Annotated in this window: 21 protein-coding genes; 11 read left to right on the top strand and 10 right to left on the bottom strand. The window is 66.9% G+C overall.

Translation table 11 applies throughout. The features are described from left to right. Positions 1-80: 80 nt before the first annotated feature. From IEY55_RS29210 to IEY55_RS29200, 3 genes are read right to left on the bottom strand one after another with little or no spacing between them, the layout of a single operon-like run. Entirely contained in the window at positions 81-551 is a 471-nt protein-coding gene (locus IEY55_RS29210) for a hypothetical protein (RefSeq protein ID WP_189061800.1), read from the bottom strand. Beyond that, the gene (locus IEY55_RS29205) at positions 548-1,198 is read right to left on the bottom strand and encodes a response regulator (protein ID WP_189061805.1); all 651 of its coding nucleotides are present in this window, start codon (positions 1,196-1,198) and stop codon (positions 548-550) included. Before IEY55_RS29205 ends, IEY55_RS29210 begins: the two co-directional genes overlap by 4 nt. Next, positions 1,195-2,340, bottom strand: a complete 1,146-nt coding sequence (locus tag IEY55_RS29200; RefSeq protein WP_189061799.1) for a sensor histidine kinase — start codon at positions 2,338-2,340, stop codon at positions 1,195-1,197. Before IEY55_RS29200 ends, IEY55_RS29205 begins: the two co-directional genes overlap by 4 nt. A 190-nt stretch (positions 2,341-2,530) precedes the next feature. On the opposite strand from IEY55_RS29200, the gene IEY55_RS29195 reads away from it, so the two are divergent. The 4 genes from IEY55_RS29195 (at position 2,531) to IEY55_RS29180 (ending at position 5,654) form a co-directional block, all read left to right on the top strand. Further along, positions 2,531-3,463, top strand: a complete 933-nt coding sequence (locus IEY55_RS29195; RefSeq protein ID WP_189061798.1) for an ABC transporter ATP-binding protein — start codon at positions 2,531-2,533, stop codon at positions 3,461-3,463. Then, a complete protein-coding gene (locus IEY55_RS29190; protein WP_189061797.1) occupies positions 3,456-4,268 on the top strand; it encodes an ABC transporter permease in 813 nt (270 codons plus the stop codon). The genes IEY55_RS29195 and IEY55_RS29190 overlap by 8 nt, the downstream gene beginning before the upstream one ends. Before the next feature lie 280 nt (positions 4,269-4,548). Next, entirely contained in the window at positions 4,549-4,995 is a 447-nt protein-coding gene (locus IEY55_RS29185) for a hypothetical protein (RefSeq protein WP_189061796.1), read from the top strand. A 17-nt stretch (positions 4,996-5,012) separates the two neighbouring features. Next, positions 5,013-5,654 carry a CPBP family glutamic-type intramembrane protease gene (locus tag IEY55_RS29180; RefSeq protein WP_189061795.1) on the top strand — a complete coding sequence of 214 codons (642 nt, stop codon included), beginning with the start codon at positions 5,013-5,015 and terminating at the stop codon, positions 5,652-5,654. Here IEY55_RS29180 and IEY55_RS29175 read toward each other — a convergent pair. From IEY55_RS29175 to IEY55_RS29165, 3 genes are all read right to left on the bottom strand, one after another. Continuing rightward, a complete protein-coding gene (locus IEY55_RS29175; protein ID WP_189061794.1) occupies positions 5,643-6,323 on the bottom strand; it encodes a response regulator transcription factor in 681 nt (226 codons plus the stop codon). The two genes, IEY55_RS29180 and IEY55_RS29175, sit on opposite strands and share 12 nt — an antisense overlap. A 3-nt stretch (positions 6,324-6,326) precedes the next feature. Next, positions 6,327-7,022, bottom strand: a complete 696-nt coding sequence (locus IEY55_RS29170; protein WP_189061793.1) for a methyltransferase domain-containing protein — start codon at positions 7,020-7,022, stop codon at positions 6,327-6,329. 388 nt (positions 7,023-7,410) lie between these two features. Beyond that, positions 7,411-7,974: a GGDEF domain-containing protein gene (locus tag IEY55_RS29165; RefSeq protein ID WP_189061792.1), complete on the bottom strand. Its 564-nt coding sequence runs from the start codon at positions 7,972-7,974 to the stop codon at positions 7,411-7,413. A gap of 485 nt (positions 7,975-8,459) precedes the next feature. Here IEY55_RS29165 and IEY55_RS29160 point away from each other — a divergent pair, with 485 nt between their 5' ends. The 5 genes from IEY55_RS29160 (at position 8,460) to IEY55_RS29140 (ending at position 12,569) form a co-directional block, all read left to right on the top strand. Then, complete coding sequence (locus tag IEY55_RS29160; protein WP_189061791.1) at positions 8,460-8,930, top strand: helix-turn-helix domain-containing protein; 471 nt, start codon at positions 8,460-8,462, stop codon at positions 8,928-8,930. A 207-nt stretch (positions 8,931-9,137) separates the two neighbouring features. Further along, positions 9,138-9,653, top strand: coding sequence for a hypothetical protein (locus IEY55_RS29155; protein WP_189061790.1), 516 nt, complete (start codon positions 9,138-9,140; stop codon positions 9,651-9,653). Continuing rightward, positions 9,650-10,789: an MAB_1171c family putative transporter gene (locus IEY55_RS29150; RefSeq protein WP_189061789.1), complete on the top strand. Its 1,140-nt coding sequence runs from the start codon at positions 9,650-9,652 to the stop codon at positions 10,787-10,789. The genes IEY55_RS29155 and IEY55_RS29150 overlap by 4 nt, the downstream gene beginning before the upstream one ends. Next, positions 10,786-11,262 (top strand): PNPOx family protein, encoded by a 477-nt coding sequence (locus IEY55_RS29145; RefSeq protein WP_189061788.1) that lies wholly within the window; start codon positions 10,786-10,788, stop codon positions 11,260-11,262. Before IEY55_RS29150 ends, IEY55_RS29145 begins: the two co-directional genes overlap by 4 nt. 68 nt (positions 11,263-11,330) lie before the next feature. Next, on the top strand, positions 11,331-12,569 hold the full coding sequence (locus tag IEY55_RS29140) for an amidohydrolase family protein (protein ID WP_189061787.1): 1,239 nt from the start codon (positions 11,331-11,333) through the stop codon (positions 12,567-12,569). Between the two features lie 248 nt (positions 12,570-12,817). On the opposite strand, the gene IEY55_RS29135 is transcribed toward IEY55_RS29140, so the two are convergent. The 3 genes from IEY55_RS29135 to IEY55_RS29125 form a co-directional block, all read right to left on the bottom strand. After that, positions 12,818-13,447: a prepilin peptidase gene (locus tag IEY55_RS29135; protein ID WP_189061786.1), complete on the bottom strand. Its 630-nt coding sequence runs from the start codon at positions 13,445-13,447 to the stop codon at positions 12,818-12,820. A 27-nt stretch (positions 13,448-13,474) separates the two neighbouring features. Further along, positions 13,475-13,660: a hypothetical protein gene (locus tag IEY55_RS29130; protein WP_189061785.1), complete on the bottom strand. Its 186-nt coding sequence runs from the start codon at positions 13,658-13,660 to the stop codon at positions 13,475-13,477. A gap of 83 nt (positions 13,661-13,743) precedes the next feature. After that, positions 13,744-14,946 carry an amidohydrolase family protein gene (locus tag IEY55_RS29125; protein WP_189061784.1) on the bottom strand — a complete coding sequence of 401 codons (1,203 nt, stop codon included), beginning with the start codon at positions 14,944-14,946 and terminating at the stop codon, positions 13,744-13,746. Between the two features lie 88 nt (positions 14,947-15,034). Here IEY55_RS29125 and IEY55_RS29120 point away from each other — a divergent pair, with 88 nt between their 5' ends. Next, on the top strand, positions 15,035-15,610 hold the full coding sequence (locus IEY55_RS29120) for a hypothetical protein (protein WP_229686872.1): 576 nt from the start codon (positions 15,035-15,037) through the stop codon (positions 15,608-15,610). Beyond that, positions 15,610-16,743, top strand: a complete 1,134-nt coding sequence (locus IEY55_RS29115) for an MAB_1171c family putative transporter (RefSeq protein ID WP_189061783.1) — start codon at positions 15,610-15,612, stop codon at positions 16,741-16,743. Before IEY55_RS29120 ends, IEY55_RS29115 begins: the two co-directional genes overlap by 1 nt. Here IEY55_RS29115 and IEY55_RS29110 read toward each other — a convergent pair. Beyond that, positions 16,728-17,189 carry an XRE family transcriptional regulator gene (locus IEY55_RS29110; RefSeq protein WP_189061782.1) on the bottom strand — a complete coding sequence of 154 codons (462 nt, stop codon included), beginning with the start codon at positions 17,187-17,189 and terminating at the stop codon, positions 16,728-16,730. The two genes, IEY55_RS29115 and IEY55_RS29110, sit on opposite strands and share 16 nt — an antisense overlap. Between the last annotated feature and the right edge of the window lie 281 nt (positions 17,190-17,470).

The following is a 17,470-nucleotide window of genomic DNA, read 5'->3' as shown; positions in this document are numbered from 1 at the left end:
GGGCCGTCGTCTATGTCAACACACCGGACAGATGCTTGTTCCACCCCATCGTGAATAAGCCTCAGGGTGGTGCGACGAAGTCATTCAGGGCGATGTTGGCGTTCGGTGGTGACGGCTTCTGTCAGTTGGGGGAGGTTGACGCCCACCTCTCCCAGATCCTGGCGTCGTGCGTACTGGCAGAACGCGGAGATGAGGACGTGGCCGGTGTCGACGGTGTCGACGGTGTCGGTGGGGCCGGCGATGCCGTGGTGGGCGGCGGTGAGGATGTCGTGCGCGTCGGGGGTGTCGCGGAGGCCGTGGTAGCGGCGGCGTATCCAGGTCCGCTGGACGGTCTTGGTCTTTGCGTCGAGGGTGTCGAGAGCGTGGTGGGTGATGCCGGCCCGGCGCAGTGCTCGCACGGCGATCCAGTCATCGTCGGCGGGGGTGTTGTTCAGCGCGATGTGCGTGACGGGGTACAGGTAGTGCGCCACGGTCATGTGTTTCTGGCGGTTGCCCTGTGCCAGGGCCATCGCCATGAACCGAAGTTTGTGGACGGGTTCGGTGATCTTCACCGGTCCTCCGCGTGCGGGTTGGGGATGAGTCCGGCGGCGATCGCCGCGGTGGCGGCGGCGGTGCGGTCCGTCACGCCGAGCTTGCGGAACACGTTGTGTACGTGGGTTTTGACGGTGGCTTCGCCAATGCCCAGCAGGCGGGCGATGGTGGTGTTGCTGTCGCCGGCCGCCACGAGGCGGAGCACGTCGATCTCCCGCGCGGTCAACGCAGGCCCGGCTGTGTCGGCGGGGTCGGTGCGTTGCCGGACGAGCCGACTGGCGACCTGTGGGGCGAGCGTGGAACGGCCCTCGGCGGCGGCGTGGATCGCGGCAACGAGCCCGGTGCGGGGGGTGTCTTTGAGGAGGTAGCTGATGGCGCCGGCCTCAATCGCGCGGACTATGTCGGTGTCACTGTCGTAGGTGGTCAGTACCAGCACCTTCACTTCGGGTTGGACCTCGATGATCAGGCGGGTGGCGGTGGCGCCATCCATGGTGGGCATCCGCAGGTCCATCAACACCACATCGGGGTGGTACGCGGCGCAGACGGTGACGGCTTCGAGGCCGTCTCCGGCTTCGGCAACGACCTGAATCCGGTCCTGGCCGGCGAGCAGGGTGGCCAGTCCTTCACGGACCACGGGGTGGTCATCGACAATGACAACACGGATCAGGTGTTGATTGTGGCGGTCACCGTGGTGCCCGTTGCGGGATTGCTCCATACGTTCACGCTCCCTCCCGCGCTGTCGAGGCGTTCCCGCATGCCGCTGAGCCCGTAGCCCCGGTGCGGCGCGGTGGTGTCGAATCCCCTGCCGTTGTCGCGGACGTGCAGCACCACCTGGTGCGGGGTGTAGCACAGTTCGATCTCGGCTGCGGTGGCGTGGGCGTGTTTACGGATGTTGGCGATGGCTTCCTGGGCCGCCCGCAGCAGCGCAACCTCCGCCTCCACCGGCAGCGGCCGGGGTGAGCCGGTGATGGTCACCGTGGCCGCCACCGGATCGGGGCCGGCACGCAGACCCGCCACCAGGCGCTCGACGGCCTCCGGCAGTGGGCTGCCCTCGCGGCGCGGCGCCGCTCCCGCCGCGACCAGTGCCCGCGCCTGAGCGAGGTTGTCGGCGGTGACCTGGTAGGCCACCGCCAAGTGACGCCGGGCCGCGGCCGGGTCACGGTCGAGGTCGGCTTCCAGCGCCTCCAACACCATGCGCAGGCTGGTGAACCCTTGGGCGAGGGTGTCGTGGATTTCCTGAGCCATGCGCTCGCGTTCGGTGAGCACGCCACGTTCGTGGCTGACGGCCTCCAACTCGCTGCGGGTGGCCAACAGCTCCTCCACTAGGCGTTGCCGTTCGTGGGATTGGTCGATGATGCGGGTGATCAACCAGCCCATGAACACCACGAAGATCATGGCCGAGGTAGCGATAGCCGCACCGGCCACCACCCGCTCGCTGCCCCACCCGGAGCCGGTGCTGGCCACCCCGATCATGCCCGCCACCCCGAGCGTCAGCGAGGCGGTGTGGCCGTGCCGGGTGCTGGCCAGAGCATAAGCGTGGGCGTAGGCGGGCATAGCGGCGATCCACGTGATCGGGGCGGCGGCCAACGCCACACACCACGCGCTCGTCATCAGCAGCACATAGTGGGGACTGCGGTGTTCCCGGTCGCAGAGCCGGCGTCCCCACGCCGCATAGAGCAGCACCGCGGTGGCAACCGCCCCGGCCCCTACCGCGGTGCGCGTCGGCGGTGCGGGAGGAAACGCCGCCAGCCCCACCGCGCACAACACCACCGAGGCGCCCCACAGCGCATCCCAGGTGCGCGGACTCACCGTCCAAGCATCAGCAGCACGCGCCACCGGCGCAGCAGCAGTATTCACACCGCTCCATCCGCGATCGTGGTTGTCGGGCAGGGCGATTGTCCGGGTGTGGTGGCGATGTTCGCCTCCACCAACTGGTGGAGGCCGCACCTCCATCAGTCGAGGGTTTCCGGCCACCCGCCTCGCCTTCATCGTCAATGGCATGAGCGAAGCTTCCCCGGTGGTGCGCGCCCAGCAAGTGGTCGTCGCCTACGGGGCCACCACGGTTGTTGACCATGTTGACGTCACCGTCGCCGGTGGCGAGGTGTGGGCCCTGCTGGGACCCAACGGAGCCGGCAAGACCACCCTCATCGAATGCCTGGAAGGTTTCCGCAAACCCGACCAGGGTCAGGTGGAGGTGCTGGGGCGTGACCCGTGGCGCGCACCACCGGGATGGCGCGCGCTCATCGGGGCGCTGCTTCAGGACTGCCGCATCGACGCGGACCTCTCGGCCGCCGAGTACGTCCAGATGCACCGCACCTACTACCGCAACCCCAGGGCCGTCGATGACCTGCTCACGCTGGTGGGTCTGGCGCACGTGGCCGACCGCAAGGTCCATCGGCTCTCCGGCGGCGAACGGCGCAGGCTCGATCTGGCGATCGCGTTGATTGGCCAACCCGCGTTGTTTTTTCTCGACGAACCGACCACCGGCTTCGACCCCCAGGCCCGCCGCGAGGTGTGGCGCGTGATCCGCGACCTCACCGCAACCGGCACCACGGTGGTGCTCACCAGCCACATGTTGGATGAGGTCGAGGCCCTGGCGGACCGGGTCGCCATCCTGGTGGGCGGGCGGGTGCGGCGGGAAGGCACCGTGGCGCACCTGCGCGCCACCGCCAACCTGCCCAGCGTCGTCTCCTTCGCCGCCAGCACCGACACCCTGCCGTCACTGCCGTCGGTCGTCTCCACCAGCCGGAATGCCGCGACGGGCCGGTGGCAGCTGCACACCCGCAGCCCACACGACACGGTGCGGGAGCTGGAAACCCTGGCCAGCGGCCACGACCTCGCCGTGGTGGACGTGACGGTGCGTTCCCCGACCTTCGAGGACGTCTATCTGGACCTGCTCGACGACGGGGACAAGGAGGCCAGCCGTGCCTAAGCCCGCCACCACCCGCGCACCGGGGCTCGGCACCCGGCAGGTGCCCCTCGCGCCGGTGCCCGCAGCCCTGCCCACCCTGGTGCGGCAACTGCGCTACGACCTGCTCGCCCAAGTCCGCAACCCCGCGTCCGCCCTGTTCACCCTCGGGCTTCCCCTGCTGTTCTTGATCGCCTTCACCATGTTGGGCAAGGACACGCAGGCCACGGCCCGCTACTACGCGCCCGCCACCATGACGATCTCGGCCATGTCGGCCACGTTCACCACGCTGGTGATCACCCTGACCTACCTGCGCGAGTACGGGATCCTCAAACGCTCCCAGCTGCTGCCGGTGCGCGCCGGAGTGCTGCTGGCGAGCCGGATGCTCGCCGGGGGTCTCGTTGCTGCCTTGGCCATCGTCCTGATGGGTGTCGTCGCGGCCCTGGCCTATGACACCCGCCCCGAACAACCCCTCCAGGTCGCGGTCGCGATGCTCGGTCTACTGATCGTGGGCAGCACGCTCGGTGTGGCGATCACCCCACTGATGCCCAACGAAACCGCCGCCTCGCCGATCAGCAACGCCATCTCGCTTCCCCTGCTGCTGCTCTCTGGAGCGTTCTTCTCCCTCGATGCCGCACCGGAGTGGGTCCGCACCACCGCCTCGGTGCTCCCGGTACGCCCTCTGTTGGAGGTCGCGATCGATGCCTACGCCGGTCAGGCCACCTGGTCACAGCTGGCCATCGCAGGCGGCAACGCAACCGGGTGGATGTTCGCGGCGTGGCTCACCGCAGCCTGGCTGTTCACCTGGGTACCGCGCCACCGCCGCTAAACACCCTTCCCCGGGCCACCTCAACGCACTCACCAACCACCGGAGAGGACGGAGCACACGTGCGGATTCGCCTGAGCAGATTGGTCACGACGTTGATGCTCGCAGCCGTCACCATGAACGGGTTCGCGGGAGTCGGCCTCGCCGCACCCCACCCCACCCACCCCAGCCCACCACCGTCCAGGCACGAAGCTGCCCCGAGACCCAGGCCCTCCTAAAGATCCTGACCACCAGCAGCGACCTCGTCCAAGTCAAGACCGCGCTGGAGGCATGGATTACCGACTTGGAGGAAGCCGCAGCAGACATTCCCGACGAACAAAGGCCCTCCTACGACGCCTATCTGGACCGGCTCCGGCAGCTCCGCACCGACCTCGACGGCCCGGACCCCGCCTCCACCCTGACTGAGATCCGCCAAGCCGCCTGGCCAGCACGACACGAGGTCGACAACTGGACCACCTACCAAGCCACCTTCACCACACTCGCCACCAGCACCAACCTCACCGAGGTCAAAACTGCCCTCGAGTGGTGGATCGCCGACCTCAGGGCCCAGTCGTTGTACATCCCTGACGCGCAGCGACCCGACCACGACCGCTACATCGCCTGGCTCCAGCAGCTCCGCACCGACCTCGACGGTTCGAATGTGGCGTCGGCCCTGGAGAGGATCCGCGAGGTCGCTGCTCCGCTGAAGCAGAAGTACGACTCCTGGGACTGCCCGGCCACCACCCGATGAACACCACTCTTCAGGGGGTGGTCACCGCTGCGGCGGTGACCACCCTGCCCCTGCTCGCCCTGCACCTGCTGTGCCCGTGGGCAGCGTGGAAACTTCACCCGCGCAACCCGACCCGCGCCTACGACTGGCTCACCATCGGTGTGGCCGCCGCGGTCCTGCTGCTCGCACCACCAGAGTGGGACAGGATCGCGGCGCAGGCATGGTGGCCTGCGGTCGCTAGCGCGACCCTTGCTGGGTTGGCCCTGCCGTTCCTCGTCGCCGTCGCGCTGCGGCGCCGTCTCGTCCGCCGCCCCACACCGGCCATGTCTCATCTCGCGCGGACGATTGTGTGTGCGGCGGGCGAGGAACTGCTGTGGCGCTACACCGCCCCACTCGCACTGATGGTGGGGTTGGGGCTCCCGGCGTGGACCGCATGGGTGGCAGCCACAGCCGGTTTCCTGGCGCTCCACGTTCCCGGCTTCGGATGGCGCCGGCTCCCCTACATCGCCCTGACCGCGACCCTGTTCACCACTGCCTACCTCGCGGCCGGGCTGGGCGGCGCGGTCGCCGCCCACGCCGCCCACAACCTGCTGCTCGACACCTACACCACCGACCCTCGAAAGCGGTCACCAACTCCTCCTGTGCCACCGGGAACGCTGCCTGCCCCCTCAGACTGGTGACCGCCCCACAACACCCTCTCGACCGGAGCCAGGCTGGCTGAGGATGCCGGACAACAACGCCGACGCCACGGCCGCCGTCCGATCGTTGACCTCCAACTTCCGGAAGACGCGCCGCAGGTGAGTCTTCACAGTCGTCTCTGACACGAACAGCCTCCGAGCAATCTGTACATTGGACAGTCCACTTGCGACCAGGCGCAGCACTTCGACCTCGCGGGCGGACAGCCGTGCCTGCTTGCCGGGCTCATGCACTTCCACCAGCAGCATCGGCAACACCGACGGCGACACCGGAGCCCCACCCGAGGCCACCTGACGGATGGCACGCACGATCTCCTCCACGGTGGAAGTCTTGCGGAGGAACCCCCGCGCCCCCGCTTTGACCGCAGCCACGACCCGAGCGACTTGATCTGACAGCGCCACGACCGCGAGGTCTGCCCACGAACGCCGCAACCGGCGGATCAGCTCCACACCGTCTTCCGCTCCGAGGTCGAGTTCGGTGAGGGCGACATCGGGGGAGGTCAGCGTTATCTCCCGCATCGCGGAGGCGACGTCGTGGGCCTCGCCGACCACGGTCAGGCCGGGTTCGTTGTCCAACGCATACCGCAGCCCCGTCGCGACGATGGGGTGGCGGTCGACGACAACAACCCGGACCTCGTTGTCCGGGACCTCCATGGGTCAGGTGAGCCGGCGCAGGTACAGGTGCCACATCACCTCATAGGGCGGCGGGCCCGCACCCTCGGGGGCACCATCGTCCTCGAATCGGCGCAAAAGAGGGATCATGTGTTGGGCGCGTGCCGCAACCAGCCGGCGCGCCTGCCCGGAGGCGATGTCGAACCCGCCCAGGCCGCCGGCCCGAACCTCGACGCGAACCGGAGCGCACCGTTCGACTGCCTGCCCGAGCGCGATCAGTTCGTCCCAGCTGAACGATGCCGCGACCTGGTCGACCAGGTAGGCGTGCTCATCGGAGTTCGCAGGGCGGAAGGCGACGGCCACGTGCGGGTCTGCGTTGAATGCCGCGGGACGCAGCAGGTCTGTCGCGTAGAACAGCCCACCCTCGCTCAACCGGTCCGCCACCGCGAGCAGCCCGGCGAGCGGGTTCTCCACGAGCCCGAACACAAGATGCATGATCGCCAAGTCGAACGTTCCGAGCGTCTGGCCGGCCGGGTCGGCGAGCTGTTCCATGGACAGCTCGTCGACCCGGCATCGCGGACCCCCGGTGAGCCGCTGGCGAGCCGCCGCCACCGCCACCGCAACCGGGTCCACGCCCACCACCTCGGGCACGATCCGCGCGGCCTCGGCCAACAGGTCGCCGCCGCCGCACGACACATCCAGCAGCCGCCGCACCGGCCGCCCCACCTGCGCCAGCCCCACCTGCAGACACAGCAAGCGCGAGGTCGCCGTGTCACGGTCGTCGTAGCCGATGCTGACCGGGCGTAGCCGGGGATCGGTGAACCAGCGTTCAGCACGTGCTCGAGCGGTTGCTCTCTCCTGTAACCACGTCAGATCATCCGGCCCGCTCCTTCCTGCCGTCGCCGAGCCCGCCCTGTTCTGTCTGCGGTGACTCTCCACAAAACACCCCCGTGAACCATCGTGATGACCCCCCAGCATCAGGCGCCGCAACCATCCCCACGCGGCAACCTCACAAACGTCAAAGAACAACTTCTCGGTCATGAGCGGTACGGCAAGATCGGCCGCTCGTCGCTACGCGTACGGTGTCCGCGAACTCCGCACGATCGCGGCGGACGAGTGCTCGCGAACCTCATGCGCTACGAGTTCTCCACGCCTTCCGCCCTGGGAAGGAACTCGTCCTTGCGACCTGAATGTTGTTCCGTCCATGGGCCTTGGCGGCCCGCAGGGCGGTATCGGCGCGCAGGACCAGATCGGTGAGATCCCCCTCGTGTGCTCGATCGTCGAAGGCGATCCCAATCGATGCCGTCACGCCCTGAACGGAGACCACACCCTGCGAAGTCCTCGCGGGGATTTGTGCACTGCTGATCCCGTCGCGAATCGCCTCACCGATCGCTAGGCCCTGGTGCGGGTCGATGTCGGTCAACAAGACGAGGAACTCGTCACCGGTATGACCGCCGTACCGCCCCACGAGGTCCGTCTCCCGCGTGGCCTGTTGAAGGACGCGAGCGGTGTGCACGAGGACCGCGTCGCCCGCGACATGGCCGAACTCGTCGTTGACCCGCTTGAAATAGTCGAGGTCAACCAGGAGCAACGCCAAGCCAACACCACCTCGACGGGCATGGTCCAGCGCCCGTGGGGCGGCGTCGTCCCAGCCCCACCGGTCCAACAGCCCCGTCAACCGATCGATCGCCATAACCGCCAGCGGCCTGCCACACGCCTGACAGCACGTTTCCCAGGGTGAAGGGGAGCCGTCACCGCCCACGACCGTCTCCCTGCCTCTTCCAGCGATGGCAGTTGCTGACTCGCTGCCCATCCCTCTGCGACCCCCTACTGCTCCCACGGCTCGGCTGTTCGCCCTCCCGCAACAGCCCTCCCCCTTCAAAGGTTCATGAGGATCCGAGTTGCCCTGCGCGCCGCGCGCAACGGCTCCTGGGGGTCGCCGCTCCGGACACGAATACCGCGCAGGGCTTACGGCGGGCTGGCGCGCCACCCGGACCCCTCGATGCCAGCCTGGCTCGACCAAATGAAGTAGCGAATCGTAGTTCCGCTCTCACAACCGGTGGTTGACCCACGGTGGGGGATGAAACCGCATCGCCGCTTACTCGTCAACCACCGGTTGAGCCCCTTCGGGCGTATAATCAACCGCTGGTTGATGATCAACCGGTTGGGAGGATGGTGATGGGAGAGGCTGACCAGCGGTTCGCTGACCGCCTCAACCAGCTCATCGCTGCGCACGGGCGGGCCCACGGCCGCACGAAGTCCTGGACCAACGCGGAGATCGCCGAGAGGCTGAAGGAGATTAATCCGGAGCTCAAGGCCGGTGCCGCGTACCTGTCCGCCCTGCGCACCGGCAAGAAGCGCAACCCGAACATCGAGCTGCTGACGGCTCTCGCGGACCTATTCGATGTCACCACCGACTACTTCCTCACCTCCGACGACCGGAGAGCCCAGGACACTCTTCACCAGCTCACCCAGCTTCCGCTGCTGAGCAAGCTGCGGAAGGACTTGGGCGTGCGGAAGGTGGCCGCGCGTGCTGACGGGCTCACCCCGGAGCAGTTGGGGCCCATCATCGCTGTGCTGGACCAGCTGCGGGCCGCCAACAAGCTACCGCCGGTCACGGAGGACGGAGAGTCCTCGTTGACCGACTAGCGCAAAAACCCTTGGGCTGTCGTGACTGTTCGGCGGACTGCGGGACGTCGAACGTGTGGATCAGTTGGAGCATTGCCCGTTGCAGGCGGAGCACGGCGCTGCAACATCCGAGTGATTCATGACAGGAATGACGCGCTGCGGTCGTGACGCCACTTCTCGTGTCTGTAATGCTCTTGCCCGCTCAACCGTGGGGAGAGTGGGGGTATCGTGAAGGACTGGGCGCTGCGTCGCCGGTGTCGCCGCCTGTTACGGGAGCTGGATATCCAACCGCCGCTGCAAGTGAAGGAGTTATGCGAACAGCTGGGCAGGCAGCGAGGACGGCCGATCAATCTGGCGCCCTTCCCACTGCCGGTGCCGGGACCGTTCGGTCTGTGGATCGCCGCCGCTGACGCCGACCACATCGTCTATCAGCAGGAAACCAGCCCATTCCACCAAGACCACATCATCCTGCACGAGATCGGACACATCCTGGCCGAGCATCGCAGCGATGACCACGACGAGGAGTTCTGGCTGTCCATGATGCCGGACTTGTCGCCTGAGGCGGTTCGGCGCGCGTTGCGACGCTCCTCCTACGACACCGCGCACGAACGGGAAGCCGAACTCGTCGCCACGCTCATCCTGGAGTGGGCCGCAGTACTCAACCGCGTCTCCCCAACTCGGGCATCCAACGCCGCGGTGCAACGGTTCCAATCCGCATTGGGAGACCGCAGGGGGTGGCTGTGAGCTTCTTGCTCCTCACCGGAACCTTGTTGTGGATCGCGTTTGTCTGGAAGGCCATCCACCTGCTTCGCGCGCCGCACGACCTGCCGCTGCGGGCGGTGACCGGGTGCCTGGCGAGCATGGCAGCGGCCCAGCCGCTGGGCGTGTCCCGCCTAGCCGCGCAATTCAACGACCTAGTAGGGCCGGGCTCGGCCAAGCTGACCCAGAACGTGCTGGTCCTAGTCGGCGCCTACTCACTGATGTGCTTCTACCTGTTCTCCGCCGCCGGGCCCGCCGCCCGACGCCGCGCCCGCTGGGAAGCACTGCCACTGGTCGCGACGATCCTGGTGCTGGTCGTGGCAACCCTGTCCGTGCCCAGCGACATCCGCAACCAGCTCATGGGCAAGCAGGCCACCGAACACACCCCGGTCGCGATCTTCTTCCTCACCGCCGGCCTGTACCTGGTCTACGCGTTCGCCTCCACGGTGCGGTGGAGCATCCGCTACGCACGCATGTCCCGGCCACCGCTCGCCCACGGCCTCTGGCTGGTCGGCACCGGACTTACCCTCACCACGCTGGCCTGCACGGTACGCGCAGTCTTCGTGGTCGTCCGCTGGACCGGAAACCGGGTGCCACCCGCCCTTGCCGCAGGGGCCGTCGTCCTGCTCCTGTTCTCCGCAGCGGTCTTCCTCCTCGGGGTGATCTACCCGGCCGTGATCAGCCGTGCCGTCGCGGTCCCACTGTGGTGGCGTCGCCTGCGTGCCTACCACCAGCTCCGCCCGTTGTGGGAAACCCTGCACGCCGCGTTTCCCGCCCAAACCCTAGACCGGGTCCCCAGCCCATGGCGCGACCTGTTCAGCCTGCGCCAAGTCCACCGCCGCCACTACCGACGCGTCGTCGAATGCCGAGACGGCCTAGTGCAGCTCAGCCCCTACGTGACGGCAGTGGGCGGCGACAAGGCTACCGACCAGGCGCTGTCCGTGGAGGAACGGGCTCGGCTGGTGCGGGAGGCGTTGCAGGCCCGCCAGAACGGGGTCCGGGTAAGCACGCAGGCCACGTCCTTCGCGCTGCCTGCCGAAGGCAGGGGGGACCACCTGGACGCCGACACCGCCGAGCTCGTTGCCTTGTCCCGCGCCTGGCAACGACTCTCCACCGCATGAAACTGAACGGAGCACCGGTGAATCCCGCCCAGATGAGCCACGCCGAGATCAGTGCGTTCAACGCCCAAATGGCCGACAAGATCCGCCAAACGCCGGTCCAGCCCTACACCGAAGGACGCCACGTGCTGCGGATCCTGCACATCCTGGGAAGGGCAACAGGCCAGGACCGCCAGACACCGCTGGCGGTCACCCAATTCGACGGACACCGCTACGTGTGCGCGCCGAACCGCTCCCGAGACTGGGTCCGCAACCTGCTGGCCGCCGGCAGCTGCCACATCGAGGGCGACCCCGTCCCCGAGCACGCCGCTACCCTGATCGAGAGCGACGACGCCGCAGTCATCCTGGCGATCTACCTGGGCAACGTCGCCCAGCCCAGCAGCTTCTGGCCCTTCCCACCCGGCGCGCCCATCGAGGAGATCCGACGCCACACAGGCAGCACCGCGGTGTTCCGCCTGACACCCGTCACGGGCTAACCAACACACCGCCGCGACCGGTTTCCGGTGCCATACCGCGGAGTGCGGCGTCCCGCACCACGGTTCGTATGATCAGCGTGGTGGACATCCTCATCGAAGCCGGACAGATCCTGCTCGGTCCCGCCGGGAACCATCTCACCGACGCCGCAGTCCTGGTACGCGGCGGATCTATTGAGGCGGTGGGGCTTCGAGCCGAGATCGCGCAACACGCCGCTGCTGACACCCAGGTCCTACGGGCCCCCGAAGCCACGGTGCTGCCCGGACTCATCAACAGCCACGTCCATCTGGCATTCGACGCCGGCCCCGACCCGGTGGGTGCGCTCCAGGACACCGACGACACCGACCTGCTGCTCGGCATGGCCAGCCGTGCCCGCCAGCTGCTGGACGCCGGGATCACCACCGCCCGCGACCTCGGCGACCGGAACGAACTCGCCGTGCGGCTGCGCGAGGCCATCGCCCAGGGCCGGCTGCCCGGCCCCCGCCTGCTGACCGCGACCACACCCCTGACCCCACCCGGCGGGCACTGCTGGTTCCTCGGCGGCGAAGTCGACCCCGACAACCCCCACGCACTGCGCGAACGAGTGCGCCGCAACGCCACCGCGGGCGCCGACGTGATCAAGGTGATGGTGTCCGGAGGACAGCTCACCCCCGGTGGCGCGGCAATGGGCGAGTCCCAGTTCACCACCAACCAACTCCGCATCATCGTCGACGAGGCCCGCCAGGCAGGTCTCCCGGTCGCCGCCCACGCCCACGGCACCCAAGCCATCGCCTCCGCAGTCGACGCGAACGTCGACACCATCGAACACTGCACCTGGATGACCCCCAACGGCCGGTTCGCCCCTGACGAAGACATCGCCCGCCGGATCGCCACCCACGGCATTGCGGTCTGCGCCGCCAGCAGCCAATGGCGCCGCATACTGGAGCGCCTAGGCGAAGACCGCGCCGCCCCGCTGCTCGGCCGGCTGCGCTGGATGGCCGACCTCGGCATCCGACTGATCACCGGCACCGATGCCGGCCTGCCCGGCTCGGAGTTCACCGACATCGTCAACGCGCTCGAACTCTACGAGTACCTGGGCTTCACCCACGACCAGACCATCGAGCTCGCCACCGTCAACTCCGCCCGCGCCCTCGGCCTGGGCACCCGCACAGGACAGCTCACACCCGGCTACGACGCCGACCTCCTCGTCGTAGACGGCGACCCCCGCCACGACCTCCACGCCCTCCGCCGCATCCGCCTCGTCCTCACCCAAGGACGCCTCCACATCCCTACAGGGGCGACGTACCGCAAGCATCACATGCCCGAGTGACGACCGGATTTTTCTGGTGCTCGACCAGCATCTCGAGGAGCTCCCGCAGCGGCCGACCACTGGCTCTGGCTGCTGTTGGCCGTCCACGCCCAGCTTCGGCTGGCACGCCACCGGGCCGTCGATCTGCGCAGCCCATGGGAGAGACCCGTCCTGCCGAACAAACTCACTCCCGCCCGTGTGTGCCGTTCCGGAACATCCGCGCGAAGAGCACATCGCCGGCGGCTGCCCCCCAACCCGCCCCAAGCGGATCAAAGTGTCGCCATGATCGCTACGAAGGTGCCGATCACAAGACTCGGCCCATGAGGCTGAGCGTTCACCAGTTTGTTCCTGCCAGCCGCAGTAGCGACCAGATAGGTGAAAGCGCTGATGAGCCAGATCAGAAGTAGGCCGCTGGGAAGGCTCGACCAGCCCTGCCAGCCGAGAACAGCGCCAACAACACCTGCCAGCTTCACATCACCTCCACCAAGCTGTCCACGTGCGAACATGTAGAGCGCGGCATAGAAGAGCAAGAACAGTCCTGAGCCGATCAATGACTGTCCAAGGTGCTCGGGTTGCCGACCCCACAACGTGGCGGCGAGCAGCGCACTTGCCGTCAGGAGATAGCTCAGGGCTACGAGCCAGTTCGGAAGCCGACCCATCCGCAGATCGTGGAGAGCTAATGGAACAGCAGTAATGAGGAATCCTGTCGGAACGAGCAAGCTGACCACCGAACTGTTCTTCCAGACCATGACCGCAAGAAGGAAGCTCGTGATGCCAATCTGCAAGAACAGTTGCCATGACTGGACGTCTTGCTCGCGCTGACGGACCGCCCGCGCGAGCAGGATCTCGGCGAGGAGTCCGCCAATCACCCAAGTCGCGATACCAACCGAAGGATGCATGGGTGCCAACACTCGAAGCACACCGGCTCAGGCGGTTTGAGGCAGCGAGAACGCAGTGATCCAGAATTCGACACGGCGCAGCCCGGTTTCGGTGGTCGCTGTGTCCACACGCGAGATGGCGAGGAGTGAGCCGACTGGCTCGTCATCGGGCCAGGCCAGGGCACCCGTAGCCTGGTCGGGCATGGCTTCCTCCGCAAGCTGCTGGCACCACATGTAGCTCACTATATAGAGCTATCACGCAACGCAGGCACACCATAGTGTGCCACTCCACCCGGATCCCTGTCTATCTCCAGTGATCACCCGAGGTCGGAAATGTCAACGGCCGCTCGTCCCGAGCTCAGCACGAGCTTCGGGGAGCGCAGTGTTTGGAGGTCCTGCAGGGGATTGCCATCAACGACGATGAGGTCAGCGGCCAATCCGGGCCGCAACGCACCGGTCTTGTCGGACAGCCCGAGGTAGTGGGCGCTCGCGGTCGTTGCCAGCTCCAGAATTCCGGGGACCGGAACGCCGATGTGCTCGTACAGTTCGAGCGTGCTGACCGGGTCACCGTGCTGCGAGATCGGCACGCCCGCGTCGCTGCCGAACAGCACCGGAACTCGGCGGTTCATGAGCCACCTCAGTCGGTCAGCGATGGCCTGGGAGCGTTCGGGGCCCAGCATGTCCCACATGCGTCGCCACCCGGATGGCAGTGCTGGAGAGGCTGCGATCTGGCGGGCTGCCATCGTTTCGGCAACGGTGTCGCGCAGGTCGGGCATGCCGTCTGGGCCCAGGAACGTGCAGTGCTCGATGGTGTCCACTCCAGCGTCGACGGCCGCGGCGATGGTCTCGACGGTGTAGGCGTGGATCGCTACGGGCAGGCCGACGGCGTGAGCCTTGCGGACGATCAAGCGGAGTTCGCCTGGCGAGAATTGCGAGTCGGTCATGCCTGGGCCGTCGGGGGTCATTTGCCCTCCGTTGCCCATCACTTTGATCACGTCAGCGCCGAGTTCGGCGGTGTGGTGAATACGTTCGCGGATCTCCTTGTCGCCAGAGACCTCGCCTCCGAGGAAGAAGCAGTGCCCGCCGGGGGGTGTCAGTGGCGCACAGGCGGCGAGGATTCGTGGCCCTGTGATGTCACCGCGGTTGATGGCATCACGCAGCTGGGTGATTAGCCCGTTTCGATCCCCCAAGTCGCGCACGGTCGTCACACCAGCGGCCAGATGTTGGCGCGCCCGGGCACTCATACCGCGGATCAGATCGGTATCGCTGGATTCGAGCAGAGCGGCAACAGGATCTCTGCTCGCGTCAAAGGCGAGGTGCACGTGGCAATTGATCAGCCCCGGCAGGATCGTCCCTTGCGGATAGTCCAAGCGATGCACGCTGCTGGAAGTCTGGCGCTCGATCTCGCGGACTGATCCGACTGCGGTGATCACGTCGCCGTCGATCAATACCGCTCCTGGTGAAATGCTCTCCCCATGCGGCCCGATCAGTAGCTGCTGGGCAGTCAACAGTTGCTGCACACTGGAACAGTATCGCTACTCACAGGGACTGAAACGTTACAGTAGCGGCCACTGCGTGTCACACTGCAGTAGCTCACGGGAGACTTCGATGGTTTCACCATTTGATGTATTTCGCGAATGGGTGCTACGGCGCCAGTGTCGATCCCTGCTGCGTGACCTTGATGTGCCGGCACCACTGAACGTCCGCGACCTGTGCCGCAGACTAGGGGAAGCCCGCGGACGACCCATCGAACTTTACGAATATCCGCTCGAGGTTCCGGGGCCATTCGGGCTCTGGTTCCGGCTGCCGGATCGTGACGCCATCTTCTATCAGCAGGGAAGCGTGCCGTGGCACCAAGACCACATCATCCTGCACGAACTCGGCCATCTCCTCCGCGGACATCCGAGCGGTGTGGGCGCACTCGACCCGGCCACGGCCGCCATTCTCCGCAATCCTGCCGCCGGCTTGGAGTGGGACATCGCCGAGGAGGAAACCGACGGTGATGAGGATCTGCGTCGAAGGCGGCGCACCTGCTACGACGACCGCTACGAACGCGAAGCGGAACTGTATGCGACGATCATTCAGGAATGGTGTTCCGTACTCACGGCAGACCCCGCACCGGGTGGTGACCCCGCCGAGCGGCGGATCAGTCAGAGCTTGAGCCATCACCAAGGATGGCGCTAGTGCTCCTGACGTTCACCGTGCTTCTGTGGGTCGCGACGGCAATCAAAGCTGTTCAACTTCTCCGAGCACCCGATGATCGGCTGCTGCGTACGGTCGCGGGCGGACTCGCTTCCGCAGCGATCGCCTTCACGGTAGGGCGCCACCCGGTGGCCACGTGGCTCGACAGCATCGTGCTCGGGCTCCCTAGCCTTATCCGCAATATCGGCATGATTGCCGCCTTCTACTCACTCCTCGCCTTCTTCGCATACAGCACTGCAGCACGAGGCCGCAGTCCCCAGGAGATGCGTCGCCACCGCGTGATCGTGGGTACGCTCGTCGCGCTCGCGGTGACTGTCTGGGTGACAGCACCCGACCATGTCCGTGCCGACCCTCGTGGAGCGGCCGGCGTCGGCATCGTTCAGGGCACGGTGTTTCAGCTACTTGCCGTGCTCGCGTTGCTTTACACCATCGCGGGTGCGCTCCTGCATGCCCTGCACTATGCCCGCTTGACCCGACGCAAGCATCTACGGATCGGCTTGCGAGTCCTCGTCGCCGGGCTCGCTGCGGCTCTCGTCGCAAACGTGCTCTCGGCTTCCGTGACTCTTATGGGACTGGCTCTACCGGGCGGCAGTCCAGCGATGGCTGCTGCCCGCACGGCATACGTGATCGTCATCGTGGTGGCGATCCCCGGGCTGGCGGTCGGCCTCGCCTATCCCATTGTTGTGGGCATGGCTACTGCCGCGCCGACCTGGCTGCGACACTGGCGCGAGTACTTCGCGCTGCGGCACCTGTGGCGCGAGACACATCGGGCTTTTCCCGCCCTCACACTCCGCCGGAGCATCGGTGCGGTACGACCGTGGGGCATCCATGCCCGTCGATACCGGCGCGCTTGCGAAATACGTGACTGCCTGGTGATGCTGGCCCCCTACTACCCGGTCCACCGCCCCGAGGCCACCACCGTGGGCACAGACGTAGAGCTGGTCCGCGAGGCACTACGAGCACGGAGCGAGGCACGGGAGGACGGCAGCGAACCCATCGGAGGTCCGGTCACCGCACCGGTACCGCAGGGTGGGCTCAGCGGCGACATGAACGCCGACATCCGGTGGCTCGTCGACTTGTCCCGTGCACTCAAGCGGCTTCAGGCCTCGAGCTGACCCTGCACGGAGCCCCTGTCCTCCAAGACATCGAGCATCGCCAAGATCTGGCGCCGAGTCCTTGCACTCGCCTCGCCCGCGCGCATCGCAATCGTGCGAACATCCTGGTCGGCGAGCCGTTCACGCAGAACATCGTCCTCGACCTCGATGGGACCGGCCTCATCACCGGCGAGGTAACTCACTGTGATCGCCGGCCTGTTCGGGTCTCGGTGGTCGTTGAAGAACTTCACCAGGGCAGTGAGGACGTTCAGTCCCGGGTTGGTGTTCCGTCCGTTGCGTAGCCCGTCGATGTAGCTCCGGGAGAGGCCCGTCTGCTCACCGACGTACTGGTTCGAGAACCGGCGACGGCGCCCTGCCTCGTCCACGTACGTGATCTCATCGAACAGGCTGCGCAGCCGTGCCACGAACACGGGCGAGCCATGCTCGCCTGCGTGATCCCCGCGCATCTGGCCTCCTTGTGTCCGCCGCCACGGATGCGCCGCCGCTTACCAAGGCCCACTATATCGGGTCGCAGCGATTCACGACACCTCACATCGGGTTGATGGCTCACTATAGTGAGGTATAGCATCCCTGTGGCTCAGCATAGTAGCTTTGCCGATGGGTCGTGGGACCCGCTCTCGCGATGGAGGGCCGGAGCACCACCTGGACTCCGCTTGAGCGAGCCCACGTGTCGCCGCACGCCGCGCGAGCTTGGGTAAAAGATCACTTCGACGAGGAGCTGTATGCG

Source organism: Longimycelium tulufanense, from assembly GCF_014645795.1.
In the GTDB taxonomy this organism is placed as follows: Bacteria; Actinomycetota; Actinomycetes; order Mycobacteriales; family Pseudonocardiaceae; genus Longimycelium; species Longimycelium tulufanense.
This window is presented reverse-complemented; position numbering and strand designations above follow the sequence as displayed.